20 protein-coding genes and 2 pseudogenes are annotated in these 17,018 nt (G+C 65.4%); 6 read left to right on the forward strand and 16 right to left on the reverse strand.

Going from position 1 to position 17,018, the window contains the following annotated elements; all coding sequences use genetic code 11:
- Window positions 1-66 precede the first annotated feature (66 nt).
- From thiS to trmB, 3 genes are all read left to right on the forward strand, one after another.
- Window positions 67-267 (forward strand): sulfur carrier protein ThiS, encoded by a 201-nt coding sequence (thiS, locus tag ACZ9GA_RS30380; protein WP_027980162.1) that lies wholly within the window; start codon window positions 67-69, stop codon window positions 265-267.
- 46 nt (window positions 268-313) lie between these two features.
- The gene (locus ACZ9GA_RS30385) at window positions 314-1,108 is read left to right on the forward strand and encodes a thiazole synthase (protein ID WP_027980163.1); all 795 of its coding nucleotides are present in this window, start codon (window positions 314-316) and stop codon (window positions 1,106-1,108) included.
- A 101-nt stretch (window positions 1,109-1,209) separates the two neighbouring features.
- Window positions 1,210-1,857, forward strand: coding sequence for a tRNA (guanosine(46)-N7)-methyltransferase TrmB (gene trmB / locus ACZ9GA_RS30390; protein WP_457363618.1), 648 nt, complete (start codon window positions 1,210-1,212; stop codon window positions 1,855-1,857).
- A gap of 98 nt (window positions 1,858-1,955) precedes the next feature.
- On the opposite strand, the gene ACZ9GA_RS30395 is transcribed toward trmB, so the two are convergent.
- The 9 genes from ACZ9GA_RS30395 to ACZ9GA_RS30435 all read right to left on the reverse strand — a co-directional run bounded on the left by ACZ9GA_RS30395 (window position 1,956) and on the right by ACZ9GA_RS30435 (window position 8,607).
- A complete protein-coding gene (locus ACZ9GA_RS30395; protein WP_027980165.1) occupies window positions 1,956-2,279 on the reverse strand; it encodes a DUF3392 domain-containing protein in 324 nt (107 codons plus the stop codon).
- A 10-nt stretch (window positions 2,280-2,289) separates the two neighbouring features.
- Window positions 2,290-3,492: a radical SAM family heme chaperone HemW gene (hemW, locus tag ACZ9GA_RS30400; protein ID WP_457358503.1), complete on the reverse strand. Its 1,203-nt coding sequence runs from the start codon at window positions 3,490-3,492 to the stop codon at window positions 2,290-2,292.
- Entirely contained in the window at window positions 3,489-4,082 is a 594-nt protein-coding gene (gene rdgB / locus ACZ9GA_RS30405) for an RdgB/HAM1 family non-canonical purine NTP pyrophosphatase (RefSeq protein WP_457358501.1), read from the reverse strand. Before rdgB ends, hemW begins: the two co-directional genes overlap by 4 nt.
- On the reverse strand, window positions 4,079-4,516 hold the full coding sequence (locus tag ACZ9GA_RS30410) for a DUF4426 domain-containing protein (protein ID WP_457358499.1): 438 nt from the start codon (window positions 4,514-4,516) through the stop codon (window positions 4,079-4,081). The genes rdgB and ACZ9GA_RS30410 overlap by 4 nt, the downstream gene beginning before the upstream one ends.
- 26 nt (window positions 4,517-4,542) lie before the next feature.
- Window positions 4,543-5,163: a methionine biosynthesis protein MetW gene (gene metW / locus ACZ9GA_RS30415; RefSeq protein WP_457358498.1), complete on the reverse strand. Its 621-nt coding sequence runs from the start codon at window positions 5,161-5,163 to the stop codon at window positions 4,543-4,545.
- 7 nt (window positions 5,164-5,170) lie between these two features.
- Window positions 5,171-6,310: a homoserine O-succinyltransferase MetX gene (metX, locus tag ACZ9GA_RS30420; RefSeq protein ID WP_457358496.1), complete on the reverse strand. Its 1,140-nt coding sequence runs from the start codon at window positions 6,308-6,310 to the stop codon at window positions 5,171-5,173.
- A gap of 154 nt (window positions 6,311-6,464) precedes the next feature.
- Window positions 6,465-7,055, reverse strand: coding sequence for a YggT family protein (locus tag ACZ9GA_RS30425; protein ID WP_457358494.1), 591 nt, complete (start codon window positions 7,053-7,055; stop codon window positions 6,465-6,467).
- 9 nt (window positions 7,056-7,064) lie between these two features.
- A complete protein-coding gene (gene proC / locus ACZ9GA_RS30430; protein WP_457358492.1) occupies window positions 7,065-7,883 on the reverse strand; it encodes a pyrroline-5-carboxylate reductase in 819 nt (272 codons plus the stop codon).
- A 34-nt stretch (window positions 7,884-7,917) separates the two neighbouring features.
- On the reverse strand, window positions 7,918-8,607 hold the full coding sequence (locus tag ACZ9GA_RS30435; RefSeq protein ID WP_457358490.1) for a YggS family pyridoxal phosphate-dependent enzyme: 690 nt from the start codon (window positions 8,605-8,607) through the stop codon (window positions 7,918-7,920).
- Between the two features lie 66 nt (window positions 8,608-8,673).
- On the opposite strand from ACZ9GA_RS30435, the gene ACZ9GA_RS30440 reads away from it, so the two are divergent.
- Entirely contained in the window at window positions 8,674-9,708 is a 1,035-nt protein-coding gene (locus ACZ9GA_RS30440) for a type IV pilus twitching motility protein PilT (protein WP_457358488.1), read from the forward strand.
- Window positions 9,709-9,724: 16 nt separating this feature from the next.
- The gene (locus tag ACZ9GA_RS30445) at window positions 9,725-10,855 is read left to right on the forward strand and encodes a PilT/PilU family type 4a pilus ATPase (RefSeq protein WP_457358487.1); all 1,131 of its coding nucleotides are present in this window, start codon (window positions 9,725-9,727) and stop codon (window positions 10,853-10,855) included.
- Window position 10,856: 1 nt separating this feature from the next.
- Here the strand turns inward: ACZ9GA_RS30445 and ACZ9GA_RS30450 are convergent.
- Window positions 10,857-11,276 (reverse strand): annotated as a pseudogene (locus ACZ9GA_RS30450) (C40 family peptidase); the annotation flags it as partial.
- 706 nt (window positions 11,277-11,982) lie between these two features.
- Window positions 11,983-12,096, reverse strand: a pseudogene (locus ACZ9GA_RS30455) (peptidase P60); the annotation flags it as partial.
- A 249-nt stretch (window positions 12,097-12,345) separates the two neighbouring features.
- Between ACZ9GA_RS30455 and ACZ9GA_RS30460 the strand changes: the two are divergent.
- Window positions 12,346-12,765 carry an NINE protein gene (locus ACZ9GA_RS30460; protein ID WP_457358483.1) on the forward strand — a complete coding sequence of 140 codons (420 nt, stop codon included), beginning with the start codon at window positions 12,346-12,348 and terminating at the stop codon, window positions 12,763-12,765.
- Window positions 12,766-13,118: 353 nt separating this feature from the next.
- Here ACZ9GA_RS30460 and ACZ9GA_RS30465 read toward each other — a convergent pair whose 3' ends face one another.
- The 5 genes from ACZ9GA_RS30465 to ACZ9GA_RS30485 are packed head-to-tail and all read right to left on the reverse strand — an operon-like array spanning window position 13,119 to window position 16,985.
- Window positions 13,119-14,390: a dihydroorotase gene (locus ACZ9GA_RS30465; protein ID WP_457358481.1), complete on the reverse strand. Its 1,272-nt coding sequence runs from the start codon at window positions 14,388-14,390 to the stop codon at window positions 13,119-13,121.
- Window positions 14,387-15,391: an aspartate carbamoyltransferase catalytic subunit gene (locus tag ACZ9GA_RS30470; RefSeq protein WP_457358479.1), complete on the reverse strand. Its 1,005-nt coding sequence runs from the start codon at window positions 15,389-15,391 to the stop codon at window positions 14,387-14,389. The genes ACZ9GA_RS30465 and ACZ9GA_RS30470 overlap by 4 nt, the downstream gene beginning before the upstream one ends.
- An 11-nt stretch (window positions 15,392-15,402) precedes the next feature.
- Window positions 15,403-15,921, reverse strand: a complete 519-nt coding sequence (gene pyrR / locus ACZ9GA_RS30475) for a bifunctional pyr operon transcriptional regulator/uracil phosphoribosyltransferase PyrR (RefSeq protein ID WP_457358477.1) — start codon at window positions 15,919-15,921, stop codon at window positions 15,403-15,405.
- Between the two features lie 54 nt (window positions 15,922-15,975).
- Window positions 15,976-16,416, reverse strand: a complete 441-nt coding sequence (gene ruvX / locus ACZ9GA_RS30480) for a Holliday junction resolvase RuvX (protein ID WP_457358475.1) — start codon at window positions 16,414-16,416, stop codon at window positions 15,976-15,978.
- Window positions 16,416-16,985: a YqgE/AlgH family protein gene (locus tag ACZ9GA_RS30485; protein ID WP_027980181.1), complete on the reverse strand. Its 570-nt coding sequence runs from the start codon at window positions 16,983-16,985 to the stop codon at window positions 16,416-16,418. Before ACZ9GA_RS30485 ends, ruvX begins: the two co-directional genes overlap by 1 nt.
- Between the last annotated feature and the right edge of the window lie 33 nt (window positions 16,986-17,018).

Genomic DNA, 17,018 nt, shown 5'->3' on the forward strand with positions numbered 1-17,018 from the left:
TGTGTTGGTCGCCAGCGGCGAACGGGCTAGAATGCCTGCCCCTTTGAAATGATGGCTGCTGCCTGCATGCACATTCAGTTGAACGGTGAAACCTTTGAACTGCCGGACGGCGAGACCGTCGCGGCGCTGCTGACCCGCCTGGAACTGACGGGCCGTCGGGTGGCGGTGGAACTGAACCTGGACATCGTGCCGCGCAGCCAGCACGAAGCCACCGCCCTGCGCGAAGGCGACCAGGTCGAAGTGGTCCATGCCATTGGCGGCGGCTGACCGCCGCAAAGTCCACACCCCCCTTCAACCCCCGAGAGGAACGACGATGAGCAATCCGCGTACCGACAAGCCCTTCATCCTGGCTGGCCGTACCTTCGAATCGCGTCTGCTGGTTGGTACCGGCAAGTACCGCGACCTGGAAGAAACCCGCCTGGCCATCGAAGCCTCGGGGGCCGAGATCGTCACCGTGGCCGTGCGCCGCACCAACATCGGCCAGAACCCGGGCGAGCCCAACCTGCTCGACGTGCTGCCGCCCGACCGCTACACCATTCTGCCCAACACCGCCGGTTGCTACGACGCGGTGGAAGCCGTGCGCACCTGCCGCCTGGCCCGTGAGCTGCTGGACGGCCACAACCTGGTGAAGCTGGAAGTGCTGGCCGACCAGAAGACCCTGTTCCCCAACGTGATCGAAACCATCAAGGCCGCCGAAGTGCTGGTCAAGGACGGTTTCGACGTGATGGTGTACACCAGTGATGACCCGATCATCGCCCGCCAACTGGCCGAAATCGGCTGCATCGCCGTGATGCCGCTGGCTGGCCTGATCGGCACCGGCCTGGGCATCTGCAACCCGTACAACCTGCAGATCATCCTGGAAGAAGCCAAGGTGCCGGTGCTGGTCGACGCAGGCGTGGGTACCGCGTCCGACGCCACCATCGCCATGGAACTGGGCTGCGAGGCGGTGCTGATGAACTCGGCCATCGCCCACGCCCAGGACCCGATCATGATGGCCGGTGCCATGAAGCACGCCATCGTCGCCGGCCGCATGGCCTACCTGGCCGGTCGCATGCCGAAAAAACTCTATGCCAGCGCATCTTCGCCGCTGGATGGTCTGATCAAGTAAGAGCCACCATGACTGAACCGCAAGATACCCCGACCCCGGAAAACGACGACGTGCAGGGCGAGGGCGAGCAGCGCCAACACCGCGCCATCAAGAGCTTCGTGATGCGCGCCGGGCGCATGACCGAAGGCCAGCAGCGCGGCCTGGACCAGGGCGCGCCACTGTTCGTGCTGCCGCTGGCCGACGCGCCGGTGGACTACGACCAGGTGTTTGGCCGCAGCGCCCCGCGTACCGTGGAAATCGGCTTCGGCATGGGCCACTCGCTGCTGGAAATGGCTGCGGCGGCGCCTGAGCATGACTTCATCGGTATCGAGGTACACCGTCCGGGTGTGGGTGCGCTGCTCAATGGCGTGCTGACCCAGGGCCTGAAGAACCTGCGCGTCTACGACACCGACGCCATCGAAGTGCTCAAGCGCTGCGTCGCCGACAACAGCCTGGACCGCCTGATGCTGTTCTTCCCGGACCCGTGGCACAAAAGCCGCCACCACAAGCGTCGCATCGTGCAGCCGGCCTTCGCCGAACTGGTACGCAGCAAGCTGAAAGTGGGCGGTATACTGCACATGGCCACCGACTGGGAACCCTATGCCGAGTACATGCTGGAAGTGATGAACGTGGCGCCGGGGTACCGCAACCAGGCTGAAGACGGCAAGTGCGTACCACGCCCGGCCGAGCGGCCGATCACCAAGTTCGAGCGCCGTGGTGAGCGCCTGGGGCATGGTGTGTGGGACTTGAAGTTCGAAAAGGTTGATTGATCCGAGATTGGGTTGAACCCTTCGCGGGCACGGCCCGCTCCTACAGGATTACGCGATCCCTGTAGGAGCGGGCCGTGCCCGCGAAGAGGTCCGCAAGATCACTTGCGATCGGCGACTACGCCAATCAACACCAGCACCACCAACAGCACCGGCGCCAGGCTGTAGTTGTTGAACTGGCTCAACCCCTTCACCACCCACGGCGTGGCATAGATCAACGCCGCACCGCTGCCGATGCAGCACACCAGCGCCATCACCGGTACGCGCAATGCGCCGGCGATACCCCCCAGGCGGGCGTCCAGCCAGGCCTTGATATCCGCACCGAACAGCACCAGCAGGCAACCCACCAGCGCCAGGGCGATTTCCGACAGGTTGCCGCGGCTCCAGCGCGAAACGGTGGCGAGCAGGTTCAACACTAATTCCATTGGCCAATCCTTAGATCAAGAAGTACTGCAGCAGGTCGTTGAGAAACAACTGGCCCTGAGGCGTGGCAACCAGGCGCGACGGTTCGACCTGCAAAAGACCCTTTTGTTCGGCCAGGCGGCGGCCTTCGTCCAGGCTTTCCAGGGTCAAACCGGTGCGCTGCGGGTAAAGCTGGGCGTCCACGCCGTCGGTCAGGCGCAGGGCGTTCATCAGGAACTCGAAGGGCAATTCGTCCAGCGGCAACAGCTTCTCGCCGGCCTGGTACGGCTTGGCCGGGTTCAGGTAGTCCTTGGGCAGCCGGGTTTTCCAGGTGCGCACAATGCGCCCGTCCGGGTGGCTGAGCTTGCCGTGGGCGCCGGCGCCGATGCCGATGAAGTCGCCGAAGCTCCAGTAGTTGAGGTTGTGCCGCGCCGACTTGCCCGGCTGGGCATAGGCGGACACTTCGTACTGGGCGTAACCGTGCTCGGCCAGCAGTGCCTGGCCGGCTTCCTGAATGTCCCACAGGGTGTCGTCTTCAGGCAGTACCGGCGGCTGGTTCCAGAACACCGTGTTGGGCTCCAGCGTCAGCTGGTACCAGGACAGATGCGTGGGCTTGAGCGCGATGGCCTGGCGCAGGTCGTCCAGCGCCTCTTCCAGCGACTGGTCGGGCAGGCCGTGCATCAGGTCCATGTTGAAGTTGTCGAAGCCGGCCTGGCGCGCCATGTCGGCGGCGCGGATGGCCTCGTCACCGTTGTGGATGCGCCCCAGGGCTTGCAGCTTGCTGGCCTGGAAGCTCTGGATGCCGATGGACAGGCGGTTGATGCCCAGCTTGCGGTAGGCGCTGAATTTTTCCTGCTCGAAGGTACCCGGGTTGGCTTCCAGGGTGATCTCGATGTCGGGCGCGAACGGAATGCGTTGCTCCACGCCTTCCAGCAGCCGCCCCAGCGCCTTGGCGCTGAACAGACTGGGCGTACCGCCGCCGAAGAAGATCGAGCTCAGCGGCCGGCCATAGGCGGCCGGCAGGTCAATGTCCAGGTCGGCCAGCAACGCGTCGACGTACTCTTCTTCCGGCAGCACGGGGCTGGCGGCGTGGGAGTTGAAGTCGCAATACGGGCATTTGCGCACGCACCACGGGATATGAATGTACAGGGCCAGGGGCGGCAGCACGGGCAACGGCGCCCGCGGTGCCACCGAGGAAAAACCATCCTCACCGGCAAACAGCGTGGTGGTGGTCATGCAATGCTCAGGCGTTGACGCAGAATAGCCATGGCGCGGGCGCGGTGGCTCAGTTGGTTCTTTTCCACCGGGCTCAGCTCGGCGCTGGAGCAGTCACGCTCGGGCACCCAGAACAGCGGGTCATAGCCAAAGCCATGCTCGCCGCTGGCGGCGTGCAGGATGCGCCCCTGCCACAGGCCTTCGCACAGGATCGGCAGCGGGTCATCGGCGTGGCGCACCAGGGCCAGCACGCAGACGAACTGCGCGCCGCGCTCGGCGTCCGGCACGTCCTTGAGGGCGTCCAGCAGCTTGGCGTTGTTGGCCGCGTCGCCCTGGCCGTCGGCGTAGCGCGCCGAGTAGATGCCCGGCGCACCGCCGAGGAAGTCCACCGCCAGGCCCGAGTCGTCGGCCAGGGCCGGCAGGCCGGACAGGCGCGAGGCATTGCGGGCCTTGAGGATGGCGTTCTCGACGAACGACAGGCCAGTTTCTTCCGGCTCTACCTGGCTGAATTCGCCCACCGCGCGCAGCTGCACACTGCCGCCCAGCATGGCCTGGAGTTCCTTGAGTTTGCCGGCGTTGTGGCTGGCCAGCACGAGTTGCGTGAAGTTCATGAGTCGCCCGGAAAGAGTTCTTGGTCAAAGCTCAGGCGGTTGGTGTCACCGGCCGCCTTGATGCTCAAGTCAAAGGTGTAGGTCGCGTCCTGCGGAATCTGGAACTGCGTAACGTAGGAAACGGCGCCCTGTTCGGTCACTTGGGTGAAGGTCAGTTTTTCCTTCTTGCCATCCGGCCCGCTGACGGTGCCGCTGATGGTGGCGGCGAACGACTTGCCGGCTTTTTCCACCGCCACGTTCAGCACGCCCAGGTTCTTGCTGCGCATCAGCCCCGCGCCCTTGGCGATGGCCGGCTGCAACAGGCTGGAGGCGATTGCATTGTAATGCACGGTCAGCTCGCCGAACTGTTCCTGACGGTTTTGCCTGGCGGCCTCGGCCCCAAGGGTTGGCAGGGCCAGGCAGCAGCACAGCAGGAACAGGGCAAGCCGACGCATGATGATTCTCCAGGGTGGACGCAGGGTCACACCGCCAGACGGTGCTCCTGCAGGCCCGGGCTGTTGACCCGGTAAATGCCGATCTCACCCAACAGATTAGGCCACAGTTTACTGGCCCAGCCATGCCTGTGCTGATGGTCTACCGCCAGACGGTCGAGTACCTGGGCGCTGCGCTCGCTGCACAGCTCCTCGAAGTCCTTGAACGTGCAGAAGTGGATGTTCGGCGTGTTGTACCAGGTATACGGTAGAAAGTCCGACACCGGCATGCGCCCGTTGCGCGCCAGGTACCAACGGCAGCGCCAGTGGCCGAAGTTGGGGAAGGTGATGATGCACTGGCGGCCCACGCGCAGCATTTCGTCGAGGATGCGGTCCGGGTATTCCACGGCCTGCAGGGCCTGGGTCATGACCACCACGTCGAAGCTGTTGCTGGCGAAGTTGCCCAGGCCCTTGTCCAGGTCCTGCTCGATGACGTTGATGCCTTTGCGCACACATTCATTGATGTTGTCGGAATCGATTTCCAGGCCGTAGCCGGTCACCCGCTTGTTGTCGCGCAGCCACGCCAGCAGTTCGCCGTCGCCGCAACCCAGGTCGAGCACGCGGCTGCCAGCCGGAATCCAGTCCTGGATGATTTCAAGATCGGCTCTCATGGCTTCCTCAGATCGCAATTCGGTTCATGTAGCTGCTGAACGCTGCCAGGTAACGGGGGATCGGGATCAGGAAGGCGTCGTGGCCTTGCGGTGCATCGATCTCCAGGTAGCAGACGTTCTTGCGCGCGGCCATCAGCGCGTCGACGATTTCCCGCGAACGGGCCGGGGAGAAGCGCCAGTCAGTGGTGAAGGACATCACGCAGAAGTCCGCCGTGGCGCCCTTGAAGGTCTCGGCCAGGTCGTCGCCGTGCTGGGCAGCCGGGTCGAAGTAGTCCAGGGCCTTGGTCATCAGCAGGTAGGTGTTGGCGTCGAAGCGCCCGGAGAACTCTTCGCCTTGGTAGCGCAGGTAGCTTTCCACCTGGAATTCCACGCTGTGAAAGTCGTAGTTGAGCTTCTCGCTTTTCAGGCCACGGCCGAATTTCTCGCCCATGGAGTCGTCCGACAGGTAAGTGATGTGGCCCACCATGCGCGCCAGCATCAGCCCGCGCTTGGGGATCACGCCCGCTTCCTGGAACGAACCGCCGTGGAACTCGGGGTCGGTGAGGATGGCCTGGCGTGCCACTTCGTTGAAGGCGATGTTCTGCGCCGACAGCTTGGGCGCCGAGGCGATGGCCACGCAGTGGCGCACGCGGTCAGGGTAGGTGATGGTCCATTGCTGGGCCTGCATGCCGCCCAGGCTGCCACCGACCACGGCCGCCCACTGGTGGATGCCCAGGGCATCGGCCAGGCGCGCCTGGCTGTGCACCCAGTCTTCCACGGTCAGCACCGGGAAATCGGCGCCAAACGGCTTGCCGGTGTCCGGGTTGATGCTGCTGGGGCCGGTGGAGCCGTTGCAACCGCCGAGGTTGTTGAGGCTCACCACGAAGAACTTGTTGGTGTCGATCGGCTTGCCGGGGCCGATGCAGCTGTCCCACCAGCCAGGCTTGCGGTCGTCGGCCGAGTGGTAGCCGGCGGCATGATGATGCCCCGACAGCGCGTGGCAGATCAGGATCGCGTTGCTGGCGGCAGCATTGAGCTGGCCGTAGGTTTCGTAGATGAGGTCGTAGGCGTTCAGCGAGCGGCCGCAGGCCAGGGCCAGGGGTTCGCTGAAATGGGCAACTTGCGGTGTGACTAAACCGACGGAATCTTCGGGGAAGACAGTGGACATCGACCCTGCTCTCGCATAAATGAGGCGTAAGTCTAAAGACCCCCGACCCCAGCGGCAAGCAATGCCCATCGCGTCGCCTGGGACGCGACCTGACGGCCGCTGCTACAGGCTATGTAGCAGCGGCCGAAGGCCGCGTCACGGGCGACGCGGTGCATCAGATCAGCATGCGCAGCACATCCGGCATCAGGGTCATGGCCGCCAGGTTGTTGATCACCAGCATGTCCAGCAGCTTGAGCACCATGAACGCCAGGATCGGCGAGATATCCAGGCCGCCCAGGTTGGGCAGGATGCGGCGGAACGGCGCCAGGGCCGGTTCGCAGATCTGGTTGACCAACTCGGCACCCGGGTTGTGGCTGCCCGGCGCCACCCACGACAGGATCACGCTGATGATCAGGGCGTAGAAGAAGATCTTCAGGAACAGCGCCGTGACCCCAATGATCGACCAGATCAGCAGTTGCAGCGGGTTACCGGTGGTGCCATAGGCCAGCAGCAGGGTCAGGCCCATCACGATCAGCTGGACCACGATGGCCAGCAGCAGCGACGACATGTCCAGCCCGAACAGGCTGGGCACGATGCGGCGGATAGGCTTGAGCAGCGGCTGGGTGGCGCGCACCGCGAACTGGCTCAGCGGGTTGTAGAAGTCGGCGCGTACCAGTTGCAGCACGAAACGCAGCAGCACGATCAGCAGGTACAGGCTGCCGACGGTCTGGATGATGTAAATGCCTGCGGTGTTCAATCCAATCATGTCAGCTCCTTACTTGCCCAGTTGTTCGGCCATTTCGGCCGAGCGGTGTGCCGCGGCGCCCAGCGCCTTTTCCACCAGGGCTTCAAAGCCGTTGGCCTGGAACGATTTGATTGCCGCTTCCGTGGTGCCGGCCGGCGAGGTCACGCGGCGGCGCAGTTCGGCAGCGTCGACGTCGCTGGACACCGCCATGTGCGCGGCGCCCAGGGCAGTCTGCAAGGTCAGCTGGGCGGCGGTTTCGCGCGGCAGGCCGAGCTTTTCGCCAGCGGCGGTCATGGCTTCGATCAGCAGGAAGAAGTACGCCGGGCCACTGCCGGACACGGCAGTCACGGCGTCCAGCTGTTGCTCCTGGTCCAGCCACAAGGCCAGGCCCACGGCGGACAGCAGGTCTTCGGCCTGCTGGCGTTGCTGCTGGCTGACCTGCGCGGTGGCGTACAGGCCGCTGACGCCCTGGCGCAGCAGCGCCGGGGTGTTGGGCATGCAGCGCACGATCGGCTGCTGGCCCAGCCATTGGGTCATGCTGGCGCAGGTGATGCCGGCGGCGATGGACACCACCACTTGGTTGGGTGCCAGGCTTGGGCGCAGGGCTTCGCACACGGCTTTCATGGCCTGTGGCTTGACCGCCAGCACCACCACGTCGGCGCCGTCGATGGCCTGGCCGTTGTCGGCGAAGGTCTCGATGCCGTGTTCGGCGGTGATTTTCGCGCGGGTCTCGGCGCCCGGGTCGCTGGCGCGGATCTGCGCCGCTTCCAGGCCTTTTGCACGCAGGCCGCCGATCAGGCTGGCAGCCATGTTTCCGGCGCCGATGAAGGCAATACGAGTCTTGCTCATGACAGGTCCTTGAGAGGTTGCGGAGGTACCCGCGCTAGGGCTGCTGGCCATAGTCGCGGGCGCCGAACAGGGCAGTGCCGATGCGAACCCAGGTGGCGCCTTGTGCGACGGCCGACTCCAGGTCGTGGCTCATGCCCATGGATAACGTGTCCAGTGGCAGGTTCAGGCTTTCTTGCAAGGTACGTACGGTGGCAAAGGCCGCGTCTTGTTCGGCGCGGTCCTCGGTGGGTTCGGGGATCGCCATCAGGCCGCGCAGCTTCAGCCGTGGCAGCGCGGCAATGGCCGTGGCCAGGGCCGGCAGGTCAGCCGGGGTGCAGCCGGACTTGCTGGCTTCGCCACTGACGTTCACCTGGATGCAGATGTTCAGCGGTGGCAAGTCGGCCGGGCGTTGTTCGGACAGGCGTTGGGCAATTTTCAGGCGATCCACGGAATGCACCCAGGCAAAGTGCTCGGCAATGGCACGAGTCTTGTTTGACTGAATGGGGCCGATGAAATGCCAAGTCAAGGGCAGGTCGGTCAATTGTTCCTGCTTGCCCAGGGCTTCCTGCAGGTAATTTTCGCCGAACTCGCTGATTCCGGCGGCGAACGCCTCGCGAACGGCTTCAGCAGGCTTGGTCTTGCTGACCGCCAGCAGGCCGATGCTGGCCGGGTCGCGCTGCACGGCGTGCGCGGCGGCATCAATTCGGGCGCTTACCCGTAAAACGTTGTCTGCTATCGTGGACATTAATTTGTGCCAGCGGGTCTTGGGGTCCGGGGCATTCTACCTGCTTGTCTGTTTTTGGGGAGTCTCATGGACATTACTGAGTTGTTGGCTTTCAGCGCCAAGCAAGGCGCGTCGGACTTGCACCTGTCAGCCGGTCTACCGCCAATGATCCGGGTCGATGGTGATGTACGTAGAATCAATTTGCCACCGCTGGACCACAAACAGGTCCACGAGCTGATCTACGACATCATGAACGACAAGCAGCGCAAGGACTTCGAGGAATACCTGGAGACCGACTTCTCGTTCGAAGTGCCCGGCGTGGCGCGTTTCCGGGTCAACGCCTTCAACCAGAACCGCGGCGCCGGCGCGGTGTTCCGTACCATTCCCTCCAAGGTGCTGACCATGGAAGACCTGGGCATGGGCGATGTGTTTCGAAAAATTACCGATGTGCCGCGCGGCCTGGTGCTGGTCACCGGCCCCACCGGTTCGGGAAAGTCGACCACCCTGGCGGCGATGATCGACTACCTGAACAACAACAAGCACCATCACATCCTTACCATCGAAGACCCGATCGAATTCGTTCACGAGTCCAAGAAGTGCCTGGTCAACCAGCGTGAAGTGCACCGCGACACCCTGGGCTTCTCCAACGCCCTGCGCTCGGCCCTGCGTGAAGACCCGGACGTCATCCTGGTGGGCGAGATGCGCGACCTGGAAACCATCCGCCTGGCCCTGACCGCCGCCGAGACCGGCCACCTGGTGTTCGGCACCCTGCACACCACCTCGGCCGCCAAGACCATCGACCGGGTGGTGGACGTGTTCCCCGCCGAGGAAAAGTCCATGGTCCGCTCCATGCTGTCGGAGTCGTTGCAGGCAGTGGTGTCCCAGACGCTGCTGAAGAAGATCGGCGGCGGCCGGGTGGCTGCCCACGAAATCATGATCGGCACGCCGGCCATCCGTAACCTGATCCGCGAAGACAAAGTGGCGCAGATGTACTCGTCCATCCAGACCGGTGGCTCCATCGGCATGCAGACCCTGGACATGTGCCTCAAGGATTTGGTCAGCCGTGGCTTGATCGCCCGTGAATCTGCACGCGAGAAGGCCAAGACCCCCGACAACTTCTGATTGACGAGGTCAGGACATGGAATTCCAGAAGCTGCTGCGATTGATGGTGGACAAGGCCGGTTCCGACTTGTTCATCACCCCAGGGATACCGCCCTCGCTCAAGGTGCACGGCAAGATCATGCCGGTGACCAAGAATGCCCTCAGCCCCGAGCAGGTGCGCGAGGCGGTGCTGGGCCTGATGACCGAGGCGCAGCGCCTGGAGTTCGCAGAGCGTCGGGAGTGCAACTTTGCCATCCATGCCCGCGACATCGGCCGGTTCCGCGTGAGTGCTTATTGCCAGCGCAGTTTGCCGGCGATGGTTATCCGTCGGATTGAAAGCCGTATTCCCACCTTTGAGGAACTCAAGCTCCCCGAGACCCTCAAAGGCCTGTCGATGATCAAGCGCGGCCTGGTACTGGTGGTGGGCGCGACGGGTACCGGCAAGTCTTCAACCCTGGCGGCAATGATTGATCATCGCAGCAAGAACAGCACAGGGCACATCATCACCATCGAGGACCCCATCGAATTTTTGCATGAGCACCAGAACTGCATCGTCACCCAGCGCGAGGTGGGTATCGACACCGACTCGTTCGAGGTGGCGCTGGGCAACACCCTGCGCCAGGCGCCGGACGTGATCATGATCGGCGAGGTGCGCAGCCGCGAGACCATGGGCCAGGCCTTGAGCTTTGCCGAAACCGGGCACCTGTGCGTGGCCACCCTGCATGCTTCCAATGCCGACCAGGCGCTGGAGCGGGTGATCAGCTTCTTCCCGGTGGACCGGCATGGGCAGATCTGGATGGAGCTGTCGCTGAACCTGAAGGCGGTGATTGCCCAGCAATTGATCCCCACCCCCGATGGCGCTGGCCGCCGGGCCGTGGTGGAGATACTGGTGAACACGCCGCTGGTGGCCGACCGCATCCGCAAGGGCGAGGTGCCGGGGCTGAAGACGCTGATGCGCCGCACCAACGATCAAGGCATGCGCACCCTGGACCAGGCGTTGTACGAGTTGTACCGGGAGAAGGCGATCAGCTACGAGGACGCGCTGGCCTATGCCGATTCGGCCAATGACCTGCGGCTGATGATCAAGCTGGAGTCGAGCACGGGCGCGGAGCCCAGGGAGGGGTTGAACCTGGCGCCGGACAGAGGCCCGGTGCCAGGTTCACGCTGAATCAGCGCTGGACCACGCGCATGGCCTGGTCTTTTGGCAGAACGCGCTTGGCAACAACGTAGTGTTCCTGCCAGTAAGGCTTGTTCAGGGTGTCGATGGTCACCGACTTGCCGCGACGCGGCGCGTGGATGAAGCGATCGTTGCCCAGGTAGATGGCCACGTGGTTGACCCGGCGGCTCTTGATGTTGAAGAACAGCAGGTCGCCCGGCTTCAAGTCCTTCTGATCAACCTTCTGGCCGTGGCCGGCGGCCATGGCATTGGAGGTGCGCGGCAGATCGACCGCGCGCACGTCATTGAAGGCGTATTTCACCAAACCGCTGCAATCGAACCCTTTACTTGGGCTGCTGCCGCCCCAACGATAAGGGGTACCCAGCACGTTGACCGCGCGCGACAGCACTTCGCTGCTCTGCTTGGGCGACATCTGGGCCCCCCCCCCCCCCCCCCCCCCCCCCCCCCCCCCCCCCACCCCCCCCCCCACCCCCCCCCCCCCCCCCCCCCCCCCCCCACCCCCCCCCCCCCCCCCCCCCCACCCCCCCCCCCCCCCCCCCCCCCCCCCCCCCCCCCCCCCCCCCCCCCCCCCCCCCCCCCCCCCCCCCCCCCCCCCCCCCCCCCCCCCCTCCCCCCCCCCCCCCCCCCCCCCCCCCCCCCCCCCCCCCCCCCCCCCCCCCCCCCCCACCCCCCACCCCCCCCCCCCCCCCCACCCCCCCACCCCCCCCCCCCCCCCCCCCCCCCCCCCCCCCCCCCCCCCCCCCCCCCCCCCCCCCCCCCCCCCCCCACCCCCCCCCCCCCCCCCCCCCCCCCCCCCCCCCCCCCCCCCCCCCCCCCCCCCCCCCCCCCCCCCCCCCCCTCCCCCCCCCCCCCCCCCCCCCCCCCCCCCCCCCCCCACCCCCCCCCCCCCCCCCCCCCCCCCCCCCCCCCCCCCCCCCCCCCCCCCCCCCCCCCCCCCCCCCCCCACCCCCCCCCCCCCCCCCCCCCCCACCCGCCAGCGGGCCCGTTACCGGGGTGGTGCCAGCGTTGCTGCGACCGTGGCGGGTACGCCCCGACTGCTTCTTGCTGCGGCTGCTGGTTTTGCTGGCAATCACCTCGGTACGGTCTACCGGGGTGGATGTGTGTTCCGCAGCACCGGTTTTTGCAGCGTGACCGGTGAAGCCGGAGGGTAGTCGTTGCTCACGATTGGTGGCGTGGGCGGCCAGTGGCAATAATAGGCAAATGGTTAGCCATGTCTTCAAAAATGGACGCATTCGGCAAGGCTCTTGTGGGTAAGCGCGCAACTTTATAACAGCTTTTTGATCAGTTTTTAACCCGCTGGTCGGCAGTGATCCTGATCGAAAAGTGATCAAACAACGGCAAATTCCCACAAAATTTCTGTGGAAGTCAGGCGGGGCAAGGGTTTGCCCGACTGATCGGTCACAAAACCACACGTCGGCAAGCGACAAAAAAGTCACACAAATGTTTAGAAAATTTAATTATCAGAGGGTACGAAGCCGATCATGAACAGCTATCAGCACGACAGCCGCTACCAGGACACCCACAGCAAAGTGCTGGGGTACCTGTTGTGGATTTTCGGTTTTACCGGGTCTCATCGTTTCTATTACGGCAAGCCGGTGACGGGCACGATCTGGTTCTTCACCTTCGGCCTGTTCGGCATTGGCTGGCTGATTGACCTGTTCCTGATCCCCTCGATGGACCGCGAGGCGGACATGCGTTTTATCGCTGGGCCGACCGACTACAACGCCGGGTGGGTGCTGCTGACGTTCCTGGGCTTGTTCGGGGTGCATCGGATGTATCAGGGCAAGTGGATCAGTGGCCTGATCTACCTGTTGACGGGTGGGTTGTTCCTGATTGGCGTGCTGTATGACTTCTGGACCCTGAATGACCAGATTTCCCTGAAGAACGCGCAGAGCCGGTAATTGGCGGCGCCTGCATCGCGACTAAAGTCGGCTCCTACACCGTCCGTGGTAGGAGCCGGCCTTGGCCGCGATGCAGACGACGCGGTCCTGTAGCAGCAACTGTCTTCATGTGGGAGCGGGCTCTGCCCGCGAAGAGGACGCCGTGGTGGTTCAGATACTTCGCGGTGTTCTTTTCGCGGGTAGAACCCGCTCCCACAGGTGTGGGGTCTCCTACACTGTCCGTGGTAGGAGCCGGCCTTGGCCGATGCCGCCGTTCTGTAGCTGCCGAAGGCTGCGTCTGGTCCCGCGCGGTGCATCTGGTATAGCGCGGCGTCTGCGACGCGGCCTGGCGGCCGCTGCTACAGGGGGCGGCGTCAGCCGTTGTGAGCGATGTGCCCATCCACCAGGGTGTAACGCACCGCACCCGGCAGGGTGTGGCCCAGGAACGGGCAGTTCTCGCCCTTGGACAGCCAGCGCTCGCCGGCCACCGTCGAGACGTTGCGGGCAAACAGCACCAGGTCCGCAGGGCCGCCCACTTTCAGTTCGCCCACCGGCAGGCGCAAGGCCGCCGCCGGGCCGCTGCTCAGGCGCGCCAGCAGGGTTGGCAGGTCCAGCAAACCATCTTCCACCAGGGTCAGCGCCAACGGCAGCAACAGCTCTACGCTGCTGATGCCCGGCTCGGTCGCTGCGAACGGCGCCAGCTTGGCGTCCCGTTCATGGGGCTGGTGATGGCTGGCAATCGCCTGGATCACCCCCGACTTCACCCCTTCACGCAATGCATCGCGGTCAGCGCGGGTGCGCAGCGGCGGCTGCACGTGGTACAGGCTGGAGAAGTCGATCAGCGCCTCATCGGTCAAGATCAGCTGATACAGCGCCACATCCGCCGTCACCGGCAAGCCACGGGCCTGCGCCTGGGCGATCAGTTCCACGCCACGGGCGGTGGTCAGTTGGCTGAAGTGCGCACGCACGCCGCTTTGCTCGACCAGCAGCAGGTCGCGGGCCAGAGCCACGGTCTCGGCGGTTTCCGGGATGCCGGCCAGGCCCAGGAAGCTGGCGGTGGGGCCTTCGTGGGCGATGCCGCCCTGGGCCAGGTCGCGGTCCTGGGAGTGGAAAATCACGGTCAGGTCGAAGGTGGCGGCATATTCCAGGGCCCGGCACAGGGTGCGGGTGTTCTGGAAGCTGCTCAGGCCATTGCCGAAGGCCACGCAGCCGGCATCACGCAACGCCACCAGTTCGGCCAGCTGCTCGCCTTCCAGGCCCTTGCTGAGGGCGCCGATGGGATAGACCTTGGCATGGCCGGCCTCGCGGGCACGGTCCAGGATCAGTTCAGCCACCGCCGAGGTATCCAGTACCGGCTTGGTGCGCGGCGGGCAGCACAGGCTGGTGACGCCACCGGCGGCCGCGGCGCGGGTCTCGCTGGCGATGGTGCCCTTGCGGCTGTAGCCCGGCTCGCGCAGGGCCACGCTCAAGTCCACAAGGCCTGGGGCGGCGATCAGGCCGTGGGCTTCCAGGGTCTGGCTGGCGGTGAAGCCTGCGGGCGCGGCGCCCATGGCCAGGATCCTGCCTTCGCTGATGTGCAGGTCTGTGGTGTGGTCCAGGCCGGTGGCCGGGTCGATGACGCGAGCGCCGAGGATACTGAGGCTCACTGGGCGTTCTCCTGGTCGAATTGACGCTGGGCATTCTGGCCGCTCATGGCCATGGACAACACGGCCATGCGCACGGCAATGCCGTAGGTGACCTGGTTGAGAATGACTGACTGGGCACCGTCGGCCACCGCCGATTCGATTTCCACCCCGCGGTTGATCGGCCCTGGGTGCATCACGATGCAGTCGGGCTTGGCGCCGGCCAGGCGCGCGGTGGTCAGGCCGAACAGGCGGTAGAACTCGCCTTCGCTGGGCAGCAGGCCGCCAGCCATGCGCTCACGCTGCAAGCGCAGCATGATCACCACGTCGACGTCCTTCAGGCCCTGGGCCAGGTCGGTGTAGACCTTGACGCCGTACTGCTCGACGCCCACCGGCAACAGGGTCTTGGGCGCCACCACGCGAATGTCCGGGCAACCCAGCGCCTTGAGCGCGATCATGTTCGAGCGCGCTACCCGCGAATGCAGGATATCGCCGACGATCGCCACCGAAAGGTTCTCGAACCCACCTTTGTGTCGGCGGACGGTCAGCATGTCGAGCATGCCCTGGGTCGGGTGCGCATGGCGCCCGTCACCGCCGTTGATGATCGCCACTTCCGGGCACACGTGCTCGGCAATGAAATGCGCAGCGCCAGAGTCGGCATGGCGCACCACGAACATGTCGGCGGCCATGGCCTCCAGGTTGCGCAGGGTATCGAACAGGGTCTCGCCCTTGCTGGTCGAGGAAGTCGACACGTTCAGGGTGATCACGTCCGCCGACAGCCGCTGGGCCGCCAGTTCAAAGGTGGTGCGGGTGCGCGTGGAGTTCTCGAAGAACACGTTGCACACGGTCTTGCCGCGCAGCAGCGGCACCTTCTTGACCGCCCGCGCGCCCACTTCCAGGAACGAGTCGGCGGTGTCGAGGATTTCGGTCAGCAGCTCGCGGGGCAGCCCGTCGAGCGAAAGAAAATGGCGCAGCTGGCCCTGATCATTGAGCTGCAGCGGGCGCTTGGCGTCGATAGGCGTCATCGCGGGACTCTTTAAAGTGCGGAAGCGGAGGCGAAGTCCTGGCGCTCGAGGGCGAGCGGGGCGGGGCCGGTCAATTTTACCCGTTCGTGCGGGGCCAGCGACAGGGTGGCGCCGACGATGTTGGGGCGGATCGGCAGCTCGCCGGCGTCCAGGTCCAGCAGGCTGACCAGGGTGACACTGGCCGGGCGCCCGTAATCGAACAGCTCGTTGAGCGCGGCGCGGATGGTGCGGCCGCTCATCAATACGTCGTCCACCAGGATCAGGTGCTGGCCTTCGATCTCGAACGGCAGCTCGGACGGGCGCACCTGTGGGTGCAGGCCGTTCTGGCTGAAGTCGTCACGGTAGAAGGACACGTCCAGGGTGCCCAGCGGCGCGTCCTTGCCCAAGGCTTGCAGCAGCGCCTGGGCCACCCACACGCCGCCGGTGCGGATGCCGATGAAACGCGGTTCGCCGATGTTGCGCTTGGCCAGGTACGCCGTGAGGTCGACCGCCATCTGGCTGATCAGTTGGGCGGGGTTTGGAAGGCTCATGACTTGCTCCTTGAGAGACCGGGCGGCGCGCGCCCGGCTTTGAAACGGGGAACCTCAGGCGCCCAGCTGGCCGACGTTTTCCTCCAGCCAGCCTTGCAGCAGCAGGGCCGCGGCGATGGCATCCACCGGGTTGTCACGGTAGGTGCCTTTCTGGCCGCCACGGTCGCGGCGCTGGCCCTTGGCCTCGAAGGTGGTCAGGCGCTCGTCGTGGGTGTGCACCGGCAGGTTGTAGCGGCCGTTGAGGCGGCGGGCGAACTTCTCGGCGCGCTCGCACATCTCGCTGGGGGTGCCGTCCATGTTCAGGGGCAGGCCGACGACGATGGCGTCGGGCTTCCACTCCTTGATCAGGGCTTCCACCTGGTTCCAGTCGGGCACGCCGTTCTGGGCCTTGAGGGTGCACAGCTCGCGGGCCTGGCCAGTGATGACCTGGCCTACCGCGACGCCGATCTGTTTGGTGCCGTAGTCGAAGCCCAGCAGCAGGCGAATATTGGCCATCAGGCGTGCCCCGCCTGGCTGGTCAGTAAACTGAGGTTGACCCCCAGCCGCGCCGCTGCCGCCGCCAGCCGCTGGTCACTGTCCATGGCGAACAGGATGTCGGCGTCGAACGGGCAGGTCAGCCAGGCGTTGTCGGCAAGCTCGGCTTCCAGCTGGCCGGCTTCCCAGCCCGCGTAGCCCAGGGTAATCAGGCTTTTCTGCGGGCCCAGGCCGTCGGCGATGGCGAACAGCACATCCTGGGAGGTGGACAGCGAGATCTCGCCCAGATCGACCGTGGCCTGGTAGGTGGGGCCGCTGGGGTGCAGCACGAAGCCGCGGTCGGTCTGCACCGGGCCGCCGCCGTAGATGGGGATCAGCTGGCAACTGGCCGGCGGCTCGATGTCCGGGCGCAGTTGCTCGAGGATATCGGCCAGGTTCAGTTCCTGGGGCCGGTTGACCACCAGACCCATGGCGCCATTGGCCGTGTGCTCGACAATGTAGGTCAAGGTCTGCGCAAAGTTCGGGTCCGCCATGTGGGGCATGGCGATCAGGAATTGATGCTTGAGGTAACTCGGATCGACGTTCTTCATACCCTGTAGTGTGGCGTCGAGCAGCCGGGCTGA

Source organism: Pseudomonas sp. TE3644 (assembly GCF_056278815.1).